General features: G+C 46.4%; 20 protein-coding genes. 17 read left to right on the plus strand and 3 right to left on the minus strand.

Features of this window, described 5'->3' with window-relative positions; genetic code table 11:
- Window positions 1–9: 9 nt before the first annotated feature.
- On the minus strand, window positions 10–552 hold the full coding sequence (locus MHH57_RS06625; protein WP_069012203.1) for a PadR family transcriptional regulator: 543 nt from the start codon (window positions 550–552) through the stop codon (window positions 10–12).
- A gap of 386 nt (window positions 553–938) precedes the next feature.
- Window positions 939–2,258 carry an Nramp family divalent metal transporter gene (locus MHH57_RS06630; RefSeq protein ID WP_340884731.1) on the minus strand — a complete coding sequence of 440 codons (1,320 nt, stop codon included), beginning with the start codon at window positions 2,256–2,258 and terminating at the stop codon, window positions 939–941.
- Window positions 2,259–2,844: 586 nt separating this feature from the next.
- Here MHH57_RS06630 and MHH57_RS06635 point away from each other — a divergent pair.
- The 3 genes from MHH57_RS06635 to MHH57_RS06645 all read left to right on the plus strand — a co-directional run bounded on the left by MHH57_RS06635 (window position 2,845) and on the right by MHH57_RS06645 (window position 4,269).
- Complete coding sequence (locus tag MHH57_RS06635) at window positions 2,845–3,264, plus strand: organic hydroperoxide resistance protein (protein ID WP_013309264.1); 420 nt, start codon at window positions 2,845–2,847, stop codon at window positions 3,262–3,264.
- A gap of 123 nt (window positions 3,265–3,387) precedes the next feature.
- Window positions 3,388–3,714, plus strand: a complete 327-nt coding sequence (locus MHH57_RS06640; protein WP_013309265.1) for a hypothetical protein — start codon at window positions 3,388–3,390, stop codon at window positions 3,712–3,714.
- Between the two features lie 129 nt (window positions 3,715–3,843).
- Window positions 3,844–4,269 (plus strand): thiol-disulfide oxidoreductase DCC family protein, encoded by a 426-nt coding sequence (locus MHH57_RS06645; RefSeq protein ID WP_029516356.1) that lies wholly within the window; start codon window positions 3,844–3,846, stop codon window positions 4,267–4,269.
- A 9-nt stretch (window positions 4,270–4,278) separates the two neighbouring features.
- On the opposite strand, the gene MHH57_RS06650 is transcribed toward MHH57_RS06645, so the two are convergent.
- Window positions 4,279–5,055, minus strand: coding sequence for a DUF3153 domain-containing protein (locus MHH57_RS06650; RefSeq protein ID WP_049816931.1), 777 nt, complete (start codon window positions 5,053–5,055; stop codon window positions 4,279–4,281).
- A gap of 238 nt (window positions 5,056–5,293) precedes the next feature.
- Here MHH57_RS06650 and MHH57_RS06655 point away from each other — a divergent pair, with 238 nt between their 5' ends.
- The 14 genes from MHH57_RS06655 to MHH57_RS06720 all read left to right on the plus strand — a co-directional run bounded on the left by MHH57_RS06655 (window position 5,294) and on the right by MHH57_RS06720 (window position 20,730).
- On the plus strand, window positions 5,294–6,265 hold the full coding sequence (locus tag MHH57_RS06655; protein ID WP_069012200.1) for a zinc ABC transporter substrate-binding protein: 972 nt from the start codon (window positions 5,294–5,296) through the stop codon (window positions 6,263–6,265).
- A 14-nt stretch (window positions 6,266–6,279) separates the two neighbouring features.
- Window positions 6,280–7,044: a metal ABC transporter ATP-binding protein gene (locus tag MHH57_RS06660; RefSeq protein ID WP_029516358.1), complete on the plus strand. Its 765-nt coding sequence runs from the start codon at window positions 6,280–6,282 to the stop codon at window positions 7,042–7,044.
- A 5-nt stretch (window positions 7,045–7,049) separates the two neighbouring features.
- Window positions 7,050–7,979 (plus strand): metal ABC transporter permease, encoded by a 930-nt coding sequence (locus MHH57_RS06665; protein WP_029516359.1) that lies wholly within the window; start codon window positions 7,050–7,052, stop codon window positions 7,977–7,979.
- Window positions 7,976–8,863 (plus strand): metal ABC transporter permease, encoded by an 888-nt coding sequence (locus tag MHH57_RS06670; RefSeq protein ID WP_029516360.1) that lies wholly within the window; start codon window positions 7,976–7,978, stop codon window positions 8,861–8,863. Before MHH57_RS06665 ends, MHH57_RS06670 begins: the two co-directional genes overlap by 4 nt.
- A 215-nt stretch (window positions 8,864–9,078) precedes the next feature.
- On the plus strand, window positions 9,079–11,406 hold the full coding sequence (locus MHH57_RS06675) for a histidine kinase (protein WP_342434969.1): 2,328 nt from the start codon (window positions 9,079–9,081) through the stop codon (window positions 11,404–11,406).
- A gap of 532 nt (window positions 11,407–11,938) precedes the next feature.
- The gene (locus MHH57_RS06680) at window positions 11,939–13,096 is read left to right on the plus strand and encodes a ParA family protein (protein ID WP_342434970.1); all 1,158 of its coding nucleotides are present in this window, start codon (window positions 11,939–11,941) and stop codon (window positions 13,094–13,096) included.
- A 15-nt stretch (window positions 13,097–13,111) separates the two neighbouring features.
- On the plus strand, window positions 13,112–14,359 hold the full coding sequence (locus tag MHH57_RS06685; RefSeq protein ID WP_029516364.1) for a CpaF family protein: 1,248 nt from the start codon (window positions 13,112–13,114) through the stop codon (window positions 14,357–14,359).
- Entirely contained in the window at window positions 14,356–15,147 is a 792-nt protein-coding gene (locus MHH57_RS06690; protein WP_318626876.1) for a type II secretion system F family protein, read from the plus strand. The genes MHH57_RS06685 and MHH57_RS06690 overlap by 4 nt, the downstream gene beginning before the upstream one ends.
- A gap of 6 nt (window positions 15,148–15,153) precedes the next feature.
- Window positions 15,154–16,038 carry a type II secretion system F family protein gene (locus tag MHH57_RS06695; RefSeq protein ID WP_342434971.1) on the plus strand — a complete coding sequence of 295 codons (885 nt, stop codon included), beginning with the start codon at window positions 15,154–15,156 and terminating at the stop codon, window positions 16,036–16,038.
- Between the two features lie 13 nt (window positions 16,039–16,051).
- Window positions 16,052–16,243: a Flp1 family type IVb pilin gene (locus tag MHH57_RS06700; RefSeq protein ID WP_013309278.1), complete on the plus strand. Its 192-nt coding sequence runs from the start codon at window positions 16,052–16,054 to the stop codon at window positions 16,241–16,243.
- Window positions 16,243–16,911 (plus strand): TadE family protein, encoded by a 669-nt coding sequence (locus tag MHH57_RS06705; RefSeq protein WP_069012192.1) that lies wholly within the window; start codon window positions 16,243–16,245, stop codon window positions 16,909–16,911. The genes MHH57_RS06700 and MHH57_RS06705 overlap by 1 nt, the downstream gene beginning before the upstream one ends.
- Before the next feature lie 40 nt (window positions 16,912–16,951).
- Window positions 16,952–19,168, plus strand: coding sequence for a hypothetical protein (locus tag MHH57_RS06710; RefSeq protein WP_342434972.1), 2,217 nt, complete (start codon window positions 16,952–16,954; stop codon window positions 19,166–19,168).
- Window positions 19,137–20,132, plus strand: coding sequence for a TadE family protein (locus MHH57_RS06715; RefSeq protein WP_029516369.1), 996 nt, complete (start codon window positions 19,137–19,139; stop codon window positions 20,130–20,132). The genes MHH57_RS06710 and MHH57_RS06715 overlap by 32 nt, the downstream gene beginning before the upstream one ends.
- 85 nt (window positions 20,133–20,217) lie before the next feature.
- Entirely contained in the window at window positions 20,218–20,730 is a 513-nt protein-coding gene (locus MHH57_RS06720; RefSeq protein WP_342434973.1) for an A24 family peptidase, read from the plus strand.

Raw genomic sequence — 20,730 nt, forward strand, 5'->3', positions numbered from 1 at the left:
ACATCCTCCTCATAAATTTCTTCTGATTTCCTCTTTAATTTGTTTGACAAATTTTAATTGAAGCTCACATTGATCATAAATATTTCTGAAAATTAACATAACGTTTACAGGGATATCCATAAGTTCAGCTTTTTGTTCTTGCCCTAATTTCATTTCTTTATAGATTTTTTCGATGGCTTGCTGCTGGAAACTTAAAGCTTCCTCAATTTCATGGAGCCCAGCCTCATTCATAAAAGTTAAAGCTGTGTACAGTGCTGTTGGAAATACAACAGAAGATTCCTTAAATGATTCGATTAAAAGCCGACTAAACTCACTTTTTCCAGCCTCCGTGATAGCATATATAGCTTTGGACCGGTTCCCTGTCTGTTCTAACGTTTCTAACTGTACAATTCCTTCTGAATCCATTTTTTTTAAGGCATGATATATGGAAGCTGGTTGCACATAAGCCCATTTATCCGTTTGTGCTGATTGCATTTTCTGTTGTATTTCGTATCCTGACATTGCTCCATATTGCAGCAAGAGCCCAAGAACCATCACACGTGTTGTACTCAAGATAATATCTCCTCCATATAGTTTAATAATAAACTTTTAATACTAAACATTTAGTATTATGATTTTACTGTAGCATTACAAACTAAGGAAGTAAAGAATTTTACTTAAATGAATAGACATACAATTGAAAATTGGTAATATGACTTTTGAAGTTAAAAGGAGCTTTTGAAAAGCGATACGAACAGGTTCGTAAGTAAGGGGAGCGCTCTACAACTCGGGAAATTCGATCCGTGTCGAGTAAGGAGATCATGAGAGCATGCTTGATGTTAGATTTGTGGAAAAGAATGCGGAGCTAAGCGTAAAGAAAAGAGATATCACTACGCCTTTTATGGCGTTTTGGATATCTCCTGTTTTGGGTGTAGCTAGGCGTCTGTAAGCATTATTGTTCAACCTGAAATCGTTTGGATGATGAGTACTACATTCAAGATGATAATGACTGCGGTCACGAGCCAGGTTAGTACTTTTTGCCACATTTTATTTGCGAATTCGCCCATAATCTTTTTGTCGCTGGTAAAGAGCAGTAATGGAATGATGGCAAAGGGAAGCTGGATGGACAGGATGACCTGGCTCAACACAAGCAGTTCCTCCGCACCTTTTTCACCTGCGATGGCAGTGACGATAACCGCTGGAATGATCGCGATGAGGCGGGTCACCAGACGACGCAACCAAGGTGAAAGACGAAGATTCAAAAAGCCCTCCATCACGATTTGCCCGGCTAAAGTGCCTGTTACGGTTGAATTTTGCCCTGAGGCGAGTAACGCTACCCCAAATAGTATGCTCGCCAGTGTGGTTCCCAGTAGGGGCGAAAGCAGATAGTAGGCATCGCTAATTTCGGCTACATCTGTTCTTCCTGCCGTATGGAATACAGCAGCTGCCACGATCAAGATGGCGGCATTAATAAATAATGCGAACATCAGCGCTATACTGGAATCCCAAGTTGCAAATGTAATAGCTTCCCGTTTACCTGCTGAAGTCTGCTCAAATTTGCGAGTTTGTACAATAGAAGAATGCAGATACAGGTTATGCGGCATTACGGTAGCACCCATAATACCGATAGCAATATACAGCATGCTTGGATTCGTCAAAATTTGCGAGTCTGGTACAAAGCCACCCAATACGCCGCCCCATTCCGGTTGTGCCAAAATGAGATTAATGCCAAAACAGCCGGCAATCGTCGCCATCAGTACAATGACGAGGGTTTCCAATGCCCGAAAGCCTTTGTTTTGCAGCAGTAAAATGAGCATAACATCAAATGCGGTAATGATAACTCCGTATAGTAACGGTAGACCAAACAGCAACTTCAGCGCAATGGCTGAACCGATGACCTCGGCTAAATCCATGGCTGCTATGGCAATTTCGCACAAGAGCCATAAGCCGATCGCGACAGGACGACTGTAGGCATCACGGCACATTTGAGCCAAATCTTTACCTGTGGCAATGCCAAGCTTGCCAGATAAGGCTTGCAGCAGGATGGCCATTAGGTTGGAGATTAGAATGACACTAAGCAGCGTGTAGCCGAATTTTGATCCGCCGGCGATGTCTGTAGCCCAGTTGCCGGGGTCCATATAGCCGACTGCGACCATATAGCCGGGTCCAGCAAAGGCAAGAAACTTCCGAAACCAGGTCCCGTCTTTTGGGACGCTCAAGGAACGATTCACTTCCGACAGTGAAGCGATTTCCGCGAAGTTACCCTTTGTATTTTTCATACGCTTCACCTTCTTTATGGATGTTGAAATATATTATTAGTGACATAACGATTGTGTTATCCCTATTGTACACTCCCAATAGTTTTTGTCTAGTACAACTTTTGTGTGGTCAAGCAAGTTAATCGTATTTTTGAAGCAATATGGCCATCGTATAAGCTGAACCATAGAAAAACCAAGCTATATCGCTCTGAGGGGAGCGGCTTGGTCGTTTTGGATTTTTTAAATTGTTGTCCATCTACCGGGTGAAGGCCCGTTCCATATTTTGTGAATTTCCTTCTCACGTGCGACAGAGTTATCCCATCGAATGGGTAGGACCATAAAATGGTCTTACCTTATTCCGTCCCTGAAAATTAAACGACTGGTGGAGATGGTTGTTCAATGTAGACGGCCCAAGTAGGGACCTATAACATATAGTGTAAACATGGTGGGGTGGAACTAAACGGTAAATGTACTAGTTTACATCCATATTTCAAATGATTCATTTTATGTAGTTCGTTTAAAGTACATACGAGAAGGAAATCATGTATTAACATGACGATAGGTTCCTGCGGAATGCAAAAAAATATAGTGAAGGAGAGATGAAATCATGGAAGCATTATACACAGCATCAGCAACGGTACATGGTGGAAGAGACGGTTCAGTCGCTTCATCCGATGGAGTTTTGAAGCATAAGCTCAGCACGCCGAAGGAACTGGGTGGCGCAGGTGGAGAAGCTACGAATCCAGAGCAATTGTTTGCGGCAGGCTATGGTGCCTGCTATGAGAGCGCATTGGCTAATGTGGCCCGGAAGGCTAAGGTGAAGGTGGACAATGTTGAGGTCACCAGCCACGTATCTATCGGCAAGGATCCAAGCGATGGCGGCTTCCAGCTGGCGGTACGTCTGGATGTGAAAATACCCGGTATTGAACGCGCCCAGGCCGAAGATTTGGCACGCCAAGCGCATGATTTTTGTCCGTACTCCAAAGCAACACGCGGTAACATTGATGTCGAGCTTAATGTCATTTGACTGCATTTCTATAACTTCTACACTCTGGCCGCCGATTTATCGGGGGCTTTTGCACATAGATCTTGATTCGCTGAGATTCACGACCATTTGACATCATCGCCAAAATTCATTAAGATGGCTTAGGTGATTCTGGTCATCAGGTACGAAACAAATTTGAAAAATACGGGTGATATGATGTCTTACAGACCGAATATTGTTAATTTCACGCTGGCTGGCAGCAACGAAAAAGAAGGGCTTTATGAGTTTAAAATGAGTTTGGCCGATGGAACGGAGTGCCGCGTTTTTTCTCAACGTCATCCGGAGTGGACCTTGACGAATATTAGTCGACTGCTAACGACGCCTTGCCCGGTATGCCATAAGGATTTTATCTGCAAGTGTATGGATAAGTTCCATGAGGAGTTTTTAGAGCAAATTAATACGAAACAGCTGTTTGAGAAAGCATTGAGCTAGTTTTTCGAACAGGTAAAGACTATACATTTCTAAACAAGCGTCGGATAATTTCGGCGTTTTTTTGTTTATATTCATATGGTTGCGTTGATGGTATTCATGCCGTTGATTTCCCTGGAGGTGAAATGCTATATGAACCAGTCTGATCATGCTCATTCAGATCACTCCATTGTGTTGGTGGATGGGGTATGCCACTTTTGTCAGGGAGCAGTCCGCTTTATTATCAAGCGTGACCCTAAGGGAACATTTCATTTTGGTTCCCTGCAATCCGAGGCAGGACAAGAACTATTACGTGCAGGAGGACTATCTGCGGATCAGCTGGATACGTTCGTGCTGATTGAAGACGGTACGTATTATACAAGGTCCACCGCGGCTTTGCGAATTGCCAAACGTCTTCGTTTTCCATACCCGCTGGCCTATGGTTTCATCCTGGTACCCCGCTTTGTGCGCAACGCAGTCTATAACTGGGTGGCGCGTAACCGATATCGTTGGTTTGGCAAGGATGAAGAGGATCAATGTCTGATCCCCCCACCAGAAATTAGACAACGATTTTTTTAGTTTCTTTTTTTAAGTTTCTTTTTTGGAGCGATGTCTACGAATTAGTAAGATCACAGCGATCACGATCAATATCAGGCTCGTAACAGCTACATACATGATATGTCGTACATTGGGCACGTTAACAGACAATTTTAGCTCGTTAGATTCCAATGGAGCAATGTTCCAGTACAGTGTTTTTCCGTCTTCCGACACACGGTCCGCATTATGGGTAGCAGGTTGGATGGGTAAGGATAGGCTGAAGTTAAGATCCAGCTGCCGCTCCAGTAATTTGCGCGCAAACACATTCATTTGCTTAAATTTGTCACTCAGTCCTTGAGCTTCTTCAGGAAGCATCCGTGGTAGATCGAGCTTCATGGTAAGATCAATATTCGTTGTGAAAAAATGTTGGCTCACAGCGCGCTTTATTTCTAATCCCTCAGGTAGATGTAATCCCTGACTGGGATTTTTTTTGTTTGTGCTCCAATCTCCTTGATAATGCCCCTTGATTTGATATCCCTTTCTTCCCTGTTCAGCTAGCGGCTGTACATCTACATTGTTGCTTTGAATACGCTTGACTAATTGATCTAGCACCCCGGGATTGTCCAACATCATCAGTGTCTGGTTGTTTACGCTGAACGTCGCATCCATATCTACACTTTGATCGAGATGAACATCTACATGGATGTCACCTCGAGCACAGGAAGTTAGGGCAAGCAGACAGCATACCAGCATAAAAATGAGCAGTATTTTTCGTATCCGAACTTGCCGACGTTTGTTCCGATATGGGCTGTACCCTATTGGCTTCATGACCTACACCTCTTTATATGTATTCTTTGGTTTAACGATTGGATATCTTCTATATATTACACATTGGGAGAACGAAAATCGAACGGTATAACGAAATACATAAGAAGAATTATATTTCGCAAAATGTTTCCCTAGGTAAAAACTTTAGTGTATACTCTAAAATATAGTATTGATAAAAAATAATTGAATCAAGGAAATAGTTTGTCCCAAAACGAAATTCAAAGGAGGATTTTAAAACATGAAAAAGCAGTTTAAGAAGGCTTTGCCGCGCTGGGTAACGACAGTTGGAGTATTGTCTCTAGCTCTGGTTCTAGCGACTGCATGTACCGATGCTAAGAAGAAGGAGCAGGGAAGTGCGAGAGAGACGGGACAAAAAATAAAGGCTACGGCTACCATCGGTATGATCTCTGACATTGTCGGCAAGGTCGGCGGTAATTATGTGGAGGTCACGGGAATTATGAAGTCAGGCGTTGACCCGCATTTGTACAAGGCTTCACAGGGAGATATGCGCAAGCTGGATCAGGCCGACGTTATTTTTTATAACGGATTGCATCTGGAAGGAAAAATGCAGGACATTCTGGAGAAAATCAGCAAGCAAAAACCCGTCATACCCGTGTCCAAAAACATCGCACAGGATCAGTTGCGTGCAGGTAGCCCGGAAATGGGATCTGAGCATGATCCACATATCTGGTTTAACGTACAGAATTGGATGTCTGCGGTAGAAACCGTCAGAGATGAATTGTCGGCGCTAGACGCTGTTCATGCGGAGGAATATAAGGCCAACGCAGAAGCCTATCTTACTGAGCTGCGAGAGCTGGATGATTACACGAGAGAGCAGATTGCCAGTATACCGGAAGCCCAGCGCGTGCTTGTCACGGCACATGATGCTTTCGGCTATTTCGGAGATGCCTACCACATTCAAGTGAGAGGACTTCAAGGTATGAGCACAGAATCAGAAGCGGGTTCTCAAGATGTGACCAAGCTGCGAGATTATTTGGTGGAGCATAAAATCAAGGCCATATTCGTAGAATCTAGTGTTCCGAGAAAGGCCATAGATGCGGTTATTCAGGGGGCCGCTCAGCAAGGTCATACAATTGAGGTTGGTGGCGAGCTGTATTCGGATGCCATGGGTGAAGAGGGCACAGAAAATGGAACATATATCGGAATGGTCAAGCATAACGTCAATACGATTGTTAAAGCTCTTAAATAAGGAGGCAGAGGTACATGGGGCATTCACCACTTGTCGTTCGTGATTTATCGGTAGCTTATCAAAAAAAGCCCGTTTTGTTCGATGTTTCCTTTGAGGTGCCGGAAGGCAAGCTGATTGGTATTATCGGCCCGAACGGGGCTGGGAAATCTACACTGATCAAGGCAACGCTTGGATTGATTCCAAAGCTTAGGGGCGAGGTGCTAGTTTACGGCAAGCCCTATAAGCAACAGCTGCTTAAGGTTGGCTATGTACCACAGCGGGAGTCGGTGGATTGGGATTTTCCGACGAACGCATTGGATGTGGTTTTGATGGGACGGTATGGCAGATTGGGCTGGTTTAAGCGTCCGGGAGCAGCAGATCGTCAGGCTGCAATGGAGAGTTTGGACAAAGTTGGAATGAGCCAATATGCAGACAGACAGATTAGTCAATTGTCTGGCGGCCAGCAACAACGTGTTTTTTTAGCCAGAGCACTCGCGCAGGACGCTCAGCTTTATTTTATGGATGAACCGTTCGTCGGTGTGGACGCTGCAACGGAAAAAGCCATTATTTCATTGCTCAACGATCTGAAACAGCAGGGTAAAACCGTGCTTGTCGTTCATCATGATTTATCTACAGTCACGGATTATTTTGATCAGGTTATGCTGTTGAACGGGCATCTTATGGCGTTTGGAGAGACGACAGATATTTTTACCGAGGAAAATCTGCAGCGTACGTATGGCGGGCGTCTGAGTATACTCAAAACAGGCCCGGATTCCGGCACGATACTTGGAGTGAGGTGAGCAGTATGACAAGCTTGGCAACGCTTTTGACCGATCCAAACATGCAGTGGATTTTGCTGGGCTGCATTTTGCTCGGTTTAAGCAGCGGGGTGATTGGCAGTTTTATGTATTTGCGCAAGCAGTCGCTCATGGGAGATGCTTTGGCACATGCGGCTTTGCCGGGGGTATGTGTGGCATTTATGATCACAGGTACAAAATCTGTGTTTGGATTTATGATTGGGGCCGCCATTGCAGGGATTGTTGCGACCTTTGCTATCAGTGCGTTAACCCGGTATTCGCGAATTAAAAGCGATTCGGCGATTGCAGCGGTGCTGTCGGTATTTTTTGGCTTTGGCATTATGTTGTTGACCGAAATTCAGCATAGTGGCGCAGGAAACCAAAGCGGATTGGACAAATTTCTATTTGGTCAAGCTGCGGCAATGGTATTGTCTGATGTCTATACGATGGCGGTAATTTCAGTGGTACTCATCGGAATATGTATATTATTTTTCAAGGAATTTAAGTTGCTCAGCTTTGATCCTGGCTTTGCGCGCGGACTTGGTTTTCCGGCAGGTTGGCTGGATAAGTTGTTGATGCTATTGATTGTCATTGCGGTGGTTGCTGGCATTCAGGCCGTGGGAGTCATAATGATGGCTGCCTTGCTGATTACCCCGGCAGTGTCGGCAAGATACTGGACAGAGAAGCTGGGTGTCATGGTGTGTCTATCAGGCTTGTTTGGTGCTATAGCGGGGCTTGGTGGGACGCTCATTAGCTCTCTGGGGCAAAATCTGCCTACAGGACCGTTATGTGTGTTGTGTGCGACTGTGGTGTTTGGAATGAGCTTGATTTTTGCGCCGCAGCGCGGGATGATCTCCAAGGCTATCGTTCGGTTGAACGCCAGGAAAAATCTGGAGCTGACAGTCGGAACACAGCCAAGGGAGGAGCGTGCCCTATGAGTTCATTTTATGTAATTTTGACGGGAATGTTAGTGGCAGGGGGATGTAGTATCGTTGGGTGCTTTCTTGTGCTCCGAAAAATGGCTATGATCGGTGATGCAATCAGTCATGCGGTACTACCGGGGATTGTCATTGCCTTTCTCATTAGCGGATCGAGAGATTCGGTGTGGATGATGTTTGGTGCGGCAGTGCTGGGTCTTCTAACGGTGTATTTGATTCAGCTGTTCCAACAAAGCGGTCTGCAAAGTGATGCTGCCATTGGCGTGGTGTTTACGTCATTGTTTGCTATCGGTGTTTTGCTGATCAGCGTGTTTGCTTCCAATGCCCATCTGGATATGGATCACGTTTTATATGGGGAAATTGCTTATGTGCCGTGGAATACGTTAGAGATAGCCGGCTTTGATGTAGGTCCGAGGGCTGTGTGGATTACGGGTGCGATGTTTTTGATCAATTTGCTCGTGATAGGGGGCTTTTTCAAGCAATTTAAAATTACTTCCTTCGATCCCGCTTTGGCAGCTTCATTAGGCATTCCAGTTGTTTTTTTTCATTATCTGCTGATGAGTCTCGTCTCACTAACGACGGTGGCGTCATTTGAGAGCGTGGGCGCAATTCTGGTGGTTGGCATGCTCGTTGTACCGCCTCTTACCGCTTATTTGCTGACGGAGAAGTTGTCCCGTATGATTGTATACAGTGTCGGACTTGGAGCCATCAGCTCGGTCGCAGGCTTTTACACAGCAAGTGTATTGGATGCTTCTATTGCGGCATGTATGCTGTGTGTATCGGGTGTGTTGCTGCTTTTGGCTTTTCTCTTTTCCCCGTCTCACGGTGTGGTATGGCAAAAGTTAATTCAACAGCGGGGGATCGTTGGCGAAGATAGCAAGTGATTATAGGAAGTGATCCCATATGAGTTACCCAATATAGCGTGCATTCAGGCATAAGAGACCCGAATGCACGTTTTTTTGCGCTTATGCTACCCTGTGCGGCTTTTTTTGGGGCAAGCTTGATTGATCATCTTGAATTGATTGGGACACGGGAGTACATTCATTACAACCATATAAGATGAACGGAACGAGCGGCTACGCTGTGGGGAGGAACGAAAGTGGAGAGCTTCAAACGTAAATCACCAGAGGAAATACTGGATTCGATTAACAAACTGCATCGAGGCAGACTCAAAATATACATGGGTGCGGTCAGTGGCTCGGGTAAAACGTATCACATGCTGCATGAGGGACGGTCGCTGCAGCATGAAGGTATCGATGTTGTGATTTGTGCGGTATCGACCATGCAGCGGCCTGTGACCGTGGAACAGGTCGGCACGTTGGAGCGCGTGCCTAGTATTCATTGGATAAAAGATGGTGAGGAGCAAAAGGATCTGGATGTGGAAGCTTTGGTGGCACGAAATCCCGAGGTGGTACTGGTGGATCATTTGGCACATCATAACCGCAAAGACGCCCCATTTCCAACACGGCTGGAGGATATTCGGTATTTGCTGGAGCAGGGGATTAGTGTCATTACGACGGTCAATGTTTATGAACTCGAAGGAATTACGGAGTGGGTATATCAGCTGACAGGCTTTGAAGCGGAATATACGGTTCCGGTTGATACACTGGAGCTGGCGGATGAAATTCGTCTGATTGATGCCACCCCGGAGATGATTTTGGAACGGCTGGCGAAAGGCTACATGCATACGCCCAATCCTGAGATGTTTCACCGGGGAAATCTGGGTAAATTGCGTGAGCTTGCCTTGCGATTGGTAGCGGAGGATGTGAATGATTCGCTGGAACGGCACCGGGAGGAGTTAGGCTTGCACGGGGCGTCAGGAGCCGCAGAGCGTATTTTGGTACCTGTCCAATATCATTGGAATGGGTCCATTTATGTACGCAGGGGGGAACAGGTCGCCAAGCGGTTGGGTGGAGATATGCTAGTAGTCTCCTTTGTCAGCTCGAAGCGCAAGCTGTCCAAGGAATCAGCAGCCTTTAAGCGCTCAATTGAGCAATTGGCTGACAAGATAGGATCAACATTTGAAGAAATCCCGCTTTTTTCCCGCAGAAGGTTGCCTCGCCAACTGATTCATTATGCGGTGACGCACAATGTTACCCGTATTGTTATGGGACATTCTCGGCAGACTCCGTGGCAGGAGCTGATGAAAGGATCGCTGGTGAACGGGATTTTAAAACGAATGAAAAATATGGATCTACTGCTGATTGCGGACCGAGCCGAGCAGGAGGGTGAGCGAATTTTACCAACGATGAGACAGGAGGTAGAAGAGAATGACCCGTATCATCGTTTGAGCGTTGAGGAAGCACAGGCTGAGGCAGCCAAAATCCTGCGAGGCAAGCTCAAGGTATACATTGGCGCTGCTCCGGGGGTCGGCAAAACATACACGATGCTGAGAGAGGGAAACGATCTGCTGGAGAGCGGGATCGATGTGGTTATCGGATTGCTGGAAACGCACGGAAGAGCAGAAACATTGGCCCAGGTAGGCTCTCTGGAGATGATCCCTCGTCAGTCCATTGAGCGTCATGGCGCACACTTGGAAGAAATGGACACCGAAGCTATTCTCAGGCGCAATCCCGAGGTGGTGCTAATTGATGAGCTGGCTCATACCAACGTCCCAGGAAGTCTGAGATCCAAGCGCTATGAGGATGTGCTCGCCATTTTGGAACAAGGGATTTCTGTGATATCCACAATGAATGTACAGCATCTGGAGAGCTTAAATGATGCGGTAGAACAGATTACTGGCATACGAGTGAGAGAGACTGTTCCCGACCATATGATGCGTCTGGCCGATGAAGTACAGCTTGTTGATGTGGCTCCCAAATCGTTGCAGCAACGTATGCGTGAGGGCAAAATATACGATCCTGCGAAGGTGGAACAGGCACTTAGCCACTTTTTTAAACTGGGCAATCTGATTGCGTTGCGTGAACTTGCTTTGCGGGAATTGGCAGATGACGTAGATGAGCGGCTAGAATCCTGGGATCGACACGAATCACTTCGGGGACCGTGGCGCAGGGAGGAAGTGATCTTCGTAGGCGTGACGCTAAGCGAAAATGCTGAAAGGTTGATCCGCCGTGGTTTTCGTATCGCCTTTCGGCTAAAGGCTGTGTGGATTGTGACGTATGTTCATGTCGGTGAGTGTATACCCGAGAGACTGAACCCTCGTCTGGAACAACTAAAGTTGTTGACCCACCGACTGGGGGGAACCTTTGAGATGCGGCTTGTTTCCAGCCGACGCGAGATTGCCGACATTTTGATTGCTCCGGTGGAAGGATATTCAGGTACGCAGCTCATCGTGGGGCAGTCTTCCCGAAGTAGCTGTTGGGGGAAGTCTGCGGTTGTGCCGAGGATTCTTCGTCAAGCACGTCATATGGATGTTCTAATTGTGGCGGATTATGATCCGGATATTAAGCTGGAGGTAGATCATTAATTCGCCCAGTAAATTCATAAATAGTCATATGCTGGTTACCGATGGTTCGCTGCTTCCATAGTATATTCTATCTCAAAGAAATGGAGGCGAATTTAAATGTTTAAACATCGTAAGCATCATTGTCATTTTCCAAAGCCAAAAAAACGTGTCTTTAAGAAGATCATTAAGGTGACTGTCATTAAGTTTAAACCTAAATTTGAACGTGATCATCGGAAACATGAAGATTTTGATATGAAATGTCATTGCCGGAAACGTCATCATCGCCATCATCGCCATCATGACTGTCATCGTCGTCACCACAAATTCTACTAAGATGAAGATGGTAGGAGGCGGGGCTAGACTGCCCGCCTTCTCTTAGTACGAGGATTTTGGAAGATACTTGCACAAAAAATACTTGCTCTAATATAAGCGCTATGCTATTCTACCAGTAATAGATTGCACGTGACGGAAGCACCGTTCACCAACCGTATGTACTTACGGATGGATGAACGGTGCTTTTTTGCGTTGTTGTGTTAGGGAAGGGATGAGCATTATGATTCCAGTGAAAGTGGTATTAGCCGTAGAAGGTCGGGATTATATTGAGCCGCTGCTGAATTATGTTCACGGAAGCGAGTATGCTAGAAGGCTGAGAATAACGGCTTTTTCGCAACCGGAGGCATTTCATCAATACATGATGGAAACCAGCGGAATGAAAAGACCGGATGTGGTGGTTGGTGAAACTGCCTTTTTGAATCTATGGACAGACAGGGAAGCTGCTGATATTCCTTGTTTGGTATTGCATGAGGGAGAACAAGTGAGGGAATATGGACAGCCTTTATTAAAATATCAGCCTTTATCTGAACTGGTCGGTTTTATTTTGGAAACGGCGAGACAGAAGTCAAATGGTCGGAAAAGTGTAAACAGCCGGGAAGGTGGGATGATTATCGGCATGGTAGCAGCTTCCGGAGGACTGGGCAAGACAACGGCCGCACTCAATATGTCCAAACAGCTGGGGAATGAGGGATATTCGGTATTCTATCTGAATCTGGAGACGGTGGATTCAAGCTCATTATTCACTGGTTCAGGCAGTGCTAGCGGAGCAGAAGGAGAAGGGCTGTCCAGGCTGCTCTATGATCTCAAGGCAGAAGGGAGTGAGGAGATTCCGTTATCCATGGCTTCCTATTGTGTTCGTCGCCCTGAAATTCAGGCGGATACTTTTCAGCCTGTCTATAATCGCAAGGAGCTGACGGACATGACTTGTGATGAAGCGAAAGAGCTGATTCGAACAGTTGCCGAAAGTGGACAGTATGATGTAGTGATCGTAGATGGCGATTCTGAAAAAGGTGATCGGGCTCAAGCCGTGCTTGAAGCTAGTCATAAGCTGATTTGGCTGCTGGCAGACGATTTAATGAGCATGCACAAGTGCGGATTATGGCTGGATGTTTTAGAAACCACGCGGCCTGAAGGGCTTGAAGACATGATATGCAAAACCAGCTTTGTGGTGAACCGCTATATGGGAACTATGATCAACTCGTTACCTCGTGACTTCATGGAGCTAAACGGAGCCTTACCCTATATACCTTCATGGAAACAGATGCAGCACCGTGAGCTGTTGCTAAGTTCACCGATTTATCAGCGGGAAATTCGTCATCTATGCCGCGAGCTACTGAATGTGGACGGTGTAACACATCCGGCCACCGTTTGGTCTTAAAAGGGGCTGATGAACATGAATGAGGGACGATTTAAGGCATTGCGAGCAGATATCCGAAACGGGCTGGACGTAACGTCTTCGGTAAAGGATGCAGATCTGGTACGGCATATTGAAAATCGAATTTTACACGATGTAGAGCTGGTGGGCTTAACTTCCCGTGAGAAGCACGCACTTGTCCGCAAGATTTTTAACTCTTTCCGTGGGCTGGACGTACTCCAGCCATTGATTGACGACCCGACCGTTACGGAAATTATGATCAACAGTCACCGGGAAATCTTTGTGGAGCGGGCTGGTGAGGTGATGCAGGTATCCGATCAATTTGAATCCCGCGAGCGACTGGAGGATTTAATCCAGACGATTGTAGCCGGGGTGAATCGAATTGTGAATGAGGCTTCCCCCATTGTGGATGCCCGATTAAAGGATGGATCACGCGTAAATATTGTGCTACCTCCGGTTGCTCTCAAGGGTCCGACGATGACCATACGGAAGTTTCCCGAGCGTCCTATGACGATGGATGACTTGATACGAATGGGTGCGCTGGATGCAGAAGCCGCTGCTATGCTCAAGGACTTGGTACGTAGCAAGTACAACATTTTTATAAGCGGAGGAACGGGTTCTGGTAAAACAACTTTTCTGAATGCATTATCCCAATTTATCCCGCCATCTGAACGGATTATTACCATTGAAGATTCAGCAGAGCTGCAAATTGTGACGGTCCCTAATCTGGTCTCCATGGAAACACGGAACGCGAACACCGAGGGGAAGGGAGAAATCACAATTCGTGATCTGATTCGTTCCTCCCTGCGTATGCGGCCCAACCGCATTGTGGTGGGTGAGGTCCGGGGAAGTGAGGCATTGGATATGCTGCAAGCGATGAATACTGGCCATGATGGGAGCTTGTCAACTGGGCATGCGAATAATATCCGCGATATGGTCAGCCGGCTGGAAACGATGGTGCTGGGAGGGGCAGAGCTTCCGCTTGGAGTAGTACGACAGCAGATCAGCTCGGCTATTGATATATTTGTTCATCTGTCACGGATGCGCGACAAATCCAGACGAGTGCTGGAAATTAGCGAAGTGATTGGTTTTGAAAAGGGTGAGGTGACGCTTAACCCCCTTTATCGGTTTCAGGAGCGAGGAGAAAGCAAGGGGCGAATCGTAGGAGGTCTGGAACGTTGTGGCGAGGGTCTGCAACATACTTTGAAGCTGCAAATGGCCGGGATCAATCCGGAAAACTGGCACAGGGGAGGCGTATCAGCGTGAAGTCAGGAAAAACGGCGGCCAAGCAAGTATCACGTGAGGCCCCTTCTCTGCCAGATTATACGGTGTATACATTATCGACAGTACAAAAAAGTCTGTGCATATTCTTTAGTGGCGTGTTGTTCGCGATGATCGGTTATCTATTTTATCACCAATGGATATTATCGTTGCTGTGCGCTGCCGGGGCTGGGGTGATGCCTCGTTATTTTAGGCAATTTTTGCTGCAAAGACGCAGGTCTGCCCTAAGCATCCAATTCAAACAGGCTTTATATTCGCTCTCGTCTTCTCTTTCAGCGGGAAGGTCGGTGGAGAATGGTTTTCGTGAGGCTGTAGAGGATTTGAGATTGCTTAGTCCAGATGGAGATCACGACCTGATTTTTGAATTTAACATTATTACCGCCTGTCTCGAAATCGGACAGCCTGTAGAAACCGCTTTGCAGGATTTGGCCCGTCGGGCGCAGATGGAAGATATTACGAATTTTGCGGACGTATTTGCGGCTTGCAAACGAACCGGAGGTGATCTGGTGGAAGTCGTAAGACGAGCTTCAAGTGTCATTGGTGAGAAGCTGGAAATTCAACAGGAGATCGGTGTAATGATTGCGCAGAAACGTTTTGAATCGAGGGTTATGTTTGCGGCGCCTTTTTTGTTTGTATTGTTTATGACCATGACAGCGGGTGATTACATGATGCCCTTATACAGCGGTACAGGTATGATTTTATCAACCTTTTGTTTATTAGTGCTTGGTGGGTGTCTCGTGTGGATCAACCACATTATGAAGATTGAAGTGTAAGGAGAGATGGGTGTGGTGATGTTGATTTGTCTGGTCATGCTGGTTCTGCAAGTGGGAGGTTGGGTGGTGCTGAACCAGATGCACGGTGCTAAGTATGCGCATTTTCGCCATATGAAGTTGGAGGGACTGCGGCTGCAAAGACTTTCAGTCCCATTTGTACACATGATTCATGCTTCACGTGCTACTCATAGGCTGCCTTTGCTAATGTTCAAGCTCCAGCGTTCGGTGCAAAAGCTGTATGGTATGCGCAACAGCGGAGAAAAAACGATGCTTTTTCTGGCAGAAATGTTGGGTTACGGATATATGATGGCTGCTGGTGGAGCTATAGTATCGCTTTTGCTGAGTGGGGATGCGACCGGGCTGGTGCTCGGATTGGGACTTGGTCTTCTGGTACCCATCGCGCTGATCAAGGATTTGCACGGGAAAGTACAGAAGCGGGATCAGCAAATTTTAATGGAACTGCCTGAACTGTTGAGTAAAATGATGCTTTTAGTAGGTGCAGGTGAGACGGTACAACGGGCATTGCTACATTGCGTGGAACGTAAAGGGGCGGATACGGAACATCCGTTGTATCGAGAACTGAGGCAGACGGTGGCGGAATGGGAAAGCGGCTTTTCCTTTCAACAGGCATTTGAGCACCTGAGCAAACGTTGTGGTATTCAGGAAATGACAGTATTTACGACCACAGTTTTGTTGAATATGAGGCGCGGCGGGAGCGATTTCGTGATGGCTTTACGTGAGTTGTCCCAGACGTTATGGGGCAAGCGGACTTCAATTAGCCGCACAAGAGGGGAGCAGGCTTCATCTAAGCTGGTATTCCCGATGGCGCTGATTTTGCTAACGGTAATTGTGCTGGTGGGCGCTCCGGCTTTAATGATGATGAATATGTAGGAGGAATACAACGATGATGACATTAGTAACAGGCAGTATTCGTAAATTGTACAAGGATGAGGATGGTCTGGGTACGTTAGAAATGATCCTGATCATTGCCATTCTGATTGCGGTGGCAATTATTTTTAAGGATCAGATCAAGAAAATTGTAGAAGGGCTTTTGAAAAAGGCGGATAAAAAAAGTAACGATTTTATGGATTCATAATGCTGTGCAAATTGGCACAAAAAGAGGACGGGAGCTTCTCCTTGGAAGCTTCCCTCGTCTTTCCCATTCTACTGCTGGTCATTTTTGTGATGTTATTTTTTTGCCTATATATATATCAAAAATCTATATTGGTGCAAGTCGCTTCTACTGCTTCAGAAAGAGCCGCTTACAGCTGGGATAACAGCTTCAAGGACCCACGTACAGGAGCATTTGCGCAAGGGCAACGGGATTCTCTCTATTGGCGCTTGAAGGATGATGTTATGCTGGGAGCCCTGTTTGGCTGGACCGGAGCCAACAATCAGGAAAATGTACAGGTGCCGGGCGGCAATGGGGGAGGCTCGTTACCTGCTCAAAAGCTGTCCAATGCAGAAAATAAAATGCCTGCGGGCATGCAGGGGCAGATGACATATGAGAACAGTATGATTCACCGTAAGGTGACCACAAAGTTAAATAAGATCGTGAAGGTACCTTTGCTGAATCAGTTTTTAGATCAGACAGATTTGCAAGGGAAAATGAGCTCTGGCGTGGTCGAACCTGTGGAATGGATTCGTACGGTGGAGTTGGTCCGTTATTATGGTGCGAAGTTTATGGGCAGAGGATCAGGTGAAAAGGTAGATTCGGCAGTTGTAGGCAAAGTATTGATGCAATATGGTCAAAATGGTCAGTGAGAAGTAAGGAATAGGAATGTAACTTGGAAGGAGGAAGCGGGTGTTTGGTAAGGGTCACAATACAAAGGACGGGGAATCAGGTGCTGTCACGGTCTTTTTAATTCTGATTTTGGCGGTCATGTTCGGTTTTATTGCTGTATTTATTGATTACGCGAGAATTGCTGCACTGCATGTGCAGACCGAACGGCTGACCCATGCGGCGGTTCGTTCAGTGATGTCTGCTTATGATCCGACATTACAACAGGAGTACGGTTTGTTTGCTTATGGCGAAGGCGGCGGAGAACAAATTATGGTCAAAGTGCTGAATGATAGCGCGCGGCGTACGGCACGCGCAGAAACGCTACCGCTTATGAATATGAAGCTGGATTCTAGTTCCCTGCAAATGGAAAGGGAGCTTGGTAAATATGCCATATTTAACGAGCAGATCCGTGAAGAGATGAAGTATAAAGCACCTGTCGATTTTACGTTTGAAGTGCTCGAAAAGCTAAAGCCGCTCTCTCAAAATATGAAAGAGGCTTCTCATACGGTAGATTTGCTGAAACGGCTGCAAAAGCTGTACGACAGACGAGAGACCAAACTGGATGTCATGCTGGAGAAGCAGCGTAAGGCAGGGGCTTATATGGAAGAGGTTCGTAAGCGGATTATTAAACAGAGGGGCACCTATATGCCCAATCAGTATATATGGGACCCGCTTGAGGTTGTAGCCGATATTGCCGCTCAATATAAGCATTACGTACATGTATATGAAGACAATAAGAAGAGTGTGGACGACGTTAAAATCATGCAGATGGAAAAGTATGCACGTAGAGCGAGGGCAGCGCTTGATCGCCTGCGTCAGATCATGGTTCAGGCTGGGGAAGAACATGATAAGTTGCTTCTGGAAGCCAAGGAACCGTTAAATGAGGCCCAACAGATTAATGAAGAGATGCGCAAAGTCATTGCCCAATATAAGCAGAGGGCGGCCAATGCAGGCTACGATGAGGTTTCAGCAGCCCCTACTCCAAGCGGAGCAGGCTCCAACGCAGACCCGTCGGTAGGAAGCGCACGGCAAAAAGCAGAGGATTTATTGATTCCAGACAAGGAATTTGAGCAATGGGAAGCAGAAATTGAAAAGCAACGGACTTCTATAAATACTGCTAACAATAGAATAACGAGTATGATGCGTACGTTATCCTTTTATACAGATCCATTTTTGAATGCAGACATGCTCAAGCAAGAAGTCGCTTCTACGCTCAAGGAGATAGATAAATACTTAAATGCGTATGCTTGGGCGGGACCCGCCAATGTACTCGACGGTGAAGCCAGGACGATGGATACGCGACGCGGCCCGGACAAAGAACGCAAGAAAATGGAAAAAGAGGCGAAAAACAAGCTCAAACAAGCCTATCGGATTATTGAGGTTCTATCCAAGGGTAAACAAAATGCAGAAAAATTCCAAAATATGGAGCGGTATTACAATGAAAGTATTTCGTTTAACCAGTCTACATCCAGTCCATCTGTTTCCTCCGATTTGCCCTATGACACCTATGATGCAGCGGGAGCTTCTATGGATAGTATGGATGGTCTATACGGATCGGCATCTAATTTACTGACTCAACTGGGAGACGAGTTTTACCAGAATGAATACGCACTTTCTTACTTCCATCATGTGGATTTCAGCCGTTTTGGCAGTTTGGCCGGATCGGGTGGAAATGCGGGAAATGCTGCACAGATTTTGGGAGATCAGCTAGAGGTAAATAATCAGGAAGTTGAGTACATCTTGTATGGGTTCCATAATCCGACGGGTAATCTGGCATCCGCCTATGGAGAAATTTTTGCTATGAGACTTGCCATTCGAACAATGGAGGGATTGGTTAAGAACAGCTCAAAAGGTAATCCGCTGGTCGTTTTGGCGGCAGCTTTGTTATATGGAGTAGAAAAAGCGATAGAAGACATGATTATGCTGGCACAAAAGGGGGACGTGCCATTGTCTGATTTTCTGAAATTTCGAATGACATACAAGGATCATCTGCGATTGTTCCTGATGCTCCATAGCAATAATGAACGAAAAATGTCCCGTATGCTGGCTCTGATCCGTCTGAATACAGATGTCAATCCTGCTGAGCGGCAAACGTATGCAACGGGTGAGGTCAAGAATGGGATGAGGCTGTGGTTTCTACCTGGGGTAATGAAGATGCTCGGGACCGCCTCAAAAGAAGGCGAGAGTATTAAGGGAAGTGTGTACTATGTCACGAAAACAGCGCATTTTTCCTATTAATCGGTGTTTACGGAAAGTTTGTGGGCAAAAGCAATGTGAACAAGGAAGTATTGTTTTAGAAGCGTCATTGGTGTTGCCAATGTTTCTGTTTTTTATTATTTTTCTCATTTATATGGTTCAGATGACACTGGTATCTACAGCGTTGCAGACCACCGCTTCAGAAGCGGTTAAACAGGTTTCGGCTAAAATCTACCCAGTTTCTCTAGCCGTGGAGGCGGCGTCCGCAAAAATAGATGCAGTGCGTGAACCGCTGGATGAACTGCCCAAGTTATCTGTGAGTGAATATGCAAGCCAATTCGCTGCCCAGTTGCCACCTCCAATTGGTGATTGGGTAGAAAGCGCTGTTCAGGGCGGTCAAAAGCCGATGGAGGAACTGCGGGGGCGATTTACGGAAGCTGCACTCGATCCTGTTTTGAAGCCGATGCTAAAGCCTTTTATGGAGGAAAGCATTCTGGAATATGACCGTATTCATATAACGAGCGTACATGTACCTGCTCTTACAGGAACTAAGGACCCTTATTTTAGAGTAGAACTGTCGTATGAACTGCCGATGAAGGTTCCTTTTCTGTATCGCAGCATTGTGCTTCAGGCGGCAGCTGAGGAACGTCTTTGGATTGGCGACACAGGGGAAGGGGCAGGTACAGGAAATGCGACGGGGGACAAGGATGCGGAGCATTCCATACAGTTGCTCGTTAAGCCTGAACCTGCTGTGAAGGGTGTGTACAATTTAATCAAGGCCAAGGTTGAGCCTGGGACGACTGCTAACCTTTCTGTGCTTTATAAGTCGGGTGAAAGCACAGCTCAGCACTTGGGCTGGACCTCTGCCAACGCGGACGGGATTATAGAATGGAACTGGTTTGTGGGAACGAACACAACACCTGGTCAATGGAGCTTTGTAATTGAAACAGAGGTTGGTCAACGTATAGAAGTTCCGTTTACCGTGGAAAAGCCAGCTGATGGATAGGATGGATATAGACTTGTAGGGATAGCTACGATGGAAAATGATTTGGCAGTCTGCTAGTTCTATTTTATAAAGGGGGAAGATCGCATTGACGTGGATGTATATTGTATGCGGAGTTCTGCTCGCGATCGCGTTAGTTACGGATTTACGTAGCATGAAAATCCCTAATAAGCTTACATTGCCCGGCATAGTGGTAGGCTTGGTATTCAATACTCTATTTGGGGGGTGGCACGGTTTTTTATTTGCTGTTGCTGGACTGGGTACCGGATTTGGGTTCATGCTGATTTTGTACTGGATGGGAGCTGTTGGTGCAGGAGATGTGAAGCTGTTCGGCTTGATTGGAGCATGGACAGGTGCCGCTTTTGCATGGCAGTCAGCTTTATATTCGATTTTTTTTGCAGGTATTATTGGCATAGGGATTTTGCTATGGAAGAGGGAAACCATCATGAGACTGCGGCGCGTAGCTTTTAATTTAGGAGGATTTTTTCTATTTCGCAGTGGAAAAGCACTGACCAGTGGAAATGAAGCACACCTCAGGTTTCCTTTTATGACGGCAGTCATTCCGGGGGCGATCAGTGCTTATTTTTACTTCTTGCCATGA

The organism is Paenibacillus sp. FSL H7-0442, assembly GCF_038593105.1.
Taxonomy (GTDB): Bacteria; Bacillota; Bacilli; order Paenibacillales; family Paenibacillaceae; genus Paenibacillus; species Paenibacillus polymyxa_D.

Bases quoted from the DNA above. Each gene is read 5' to 3' on its own strand.
- MHH57_RS06630 (WP_340884731.1), bottom strand. From the start codon at position 2,258: ATGAAAAATACAAAGGGTAACTTCGCGGAAATCGCTTCACTGTCGGAA.
- MHH57_RS06635 (WP_013309264.1), top strand. From the start codon at position 2,845: ATGGAAGCATTATACACAGCATCAGCAACGGTACATGGTGGAAGAGAC.
- MHH57_RS06645 (WP_029516356.1), top strand. From the start codon at position 3,844: ATGAACCAGTCTGATCATGCTCATTCAGATCACTCCATTGTGTTGGTG.
- MHH57_RS06650 (WP_049816931.1), bottom strand. From the start codon at position 5,055: ATGAAGCCAATAGGGTACAGCCCATATCGGAACAAACGTCGGCAAGTT.
- MHH57_RS06655 (WP_069012200.1), top strand. From the start codon at position 5,294: ATGAAAAAGCAGTTTAAGAAGGCTTTGCCGCGCTGGGTAACGACAGTT.
- MHH57_RS06660 (WP_029516358.1), top strand. From the start codon at position 6,280: ATGGGGCATTCACCACTTGTCGTTCGTGATTTATCGGTAGCTTATCAA.
- MHH57_RS06665 (WP_029516359.1), top strand. From the start codon at position 7,050: ATGACAAGCTTGGCAACGCTTTTGACCGATCCAAACATGCAGTGGATT.
- MHH57_RS06670 (WP_029516360.1), top strand. From the start codon at position 7,976: ATGAGTTCATTTTATGTAATTTTGACGGGAATGTTAGTGGCAGGGGGA.
- MHH57_RS06680 (WP_342434970.1), top strand. From the start codon at position 11,939: ATGATTCCAGTGAAAGTGGTATTAGCCGTAGAAGGTCGGGATTATATT.
- MHH57_RS06685 (WP_029516364.1), top strand. From the start codon at position 13,112: ATGAATGAGGGACGATTTAAGGCATTGCGAGCAGATATCCGAAACGGG.
- MHH57_RS06695 (WP_342434971.1), top strand. From the start codon at position 15,154: ATGGGTGTGGTGATGTTGATTTGTCTGGTCATGCTGGTTCTGCAAGTG.
- MHH57_RS06700 (WP_013309278.1), top strand. From the start codon at position 16,052: ATGATGACATTAGTAACAGGCAGTATTCGTAAATTGTACAAGGATGAG.
- MHH57_RS06705 (WP_069012192.1), top strand. From the start codon at position 16,243: ATGCTGTGCAAATTGGCACAAAAAGAGGACGGGAGCTTCTCCTTGGAA.
- MHH57_RS06715 (WP_029516369.1), top strand. From the start codon at position 19,137: ATGTCACGAAAACAGCGCATTTTTCCTATTAATCGGTGTTTACGGAAA.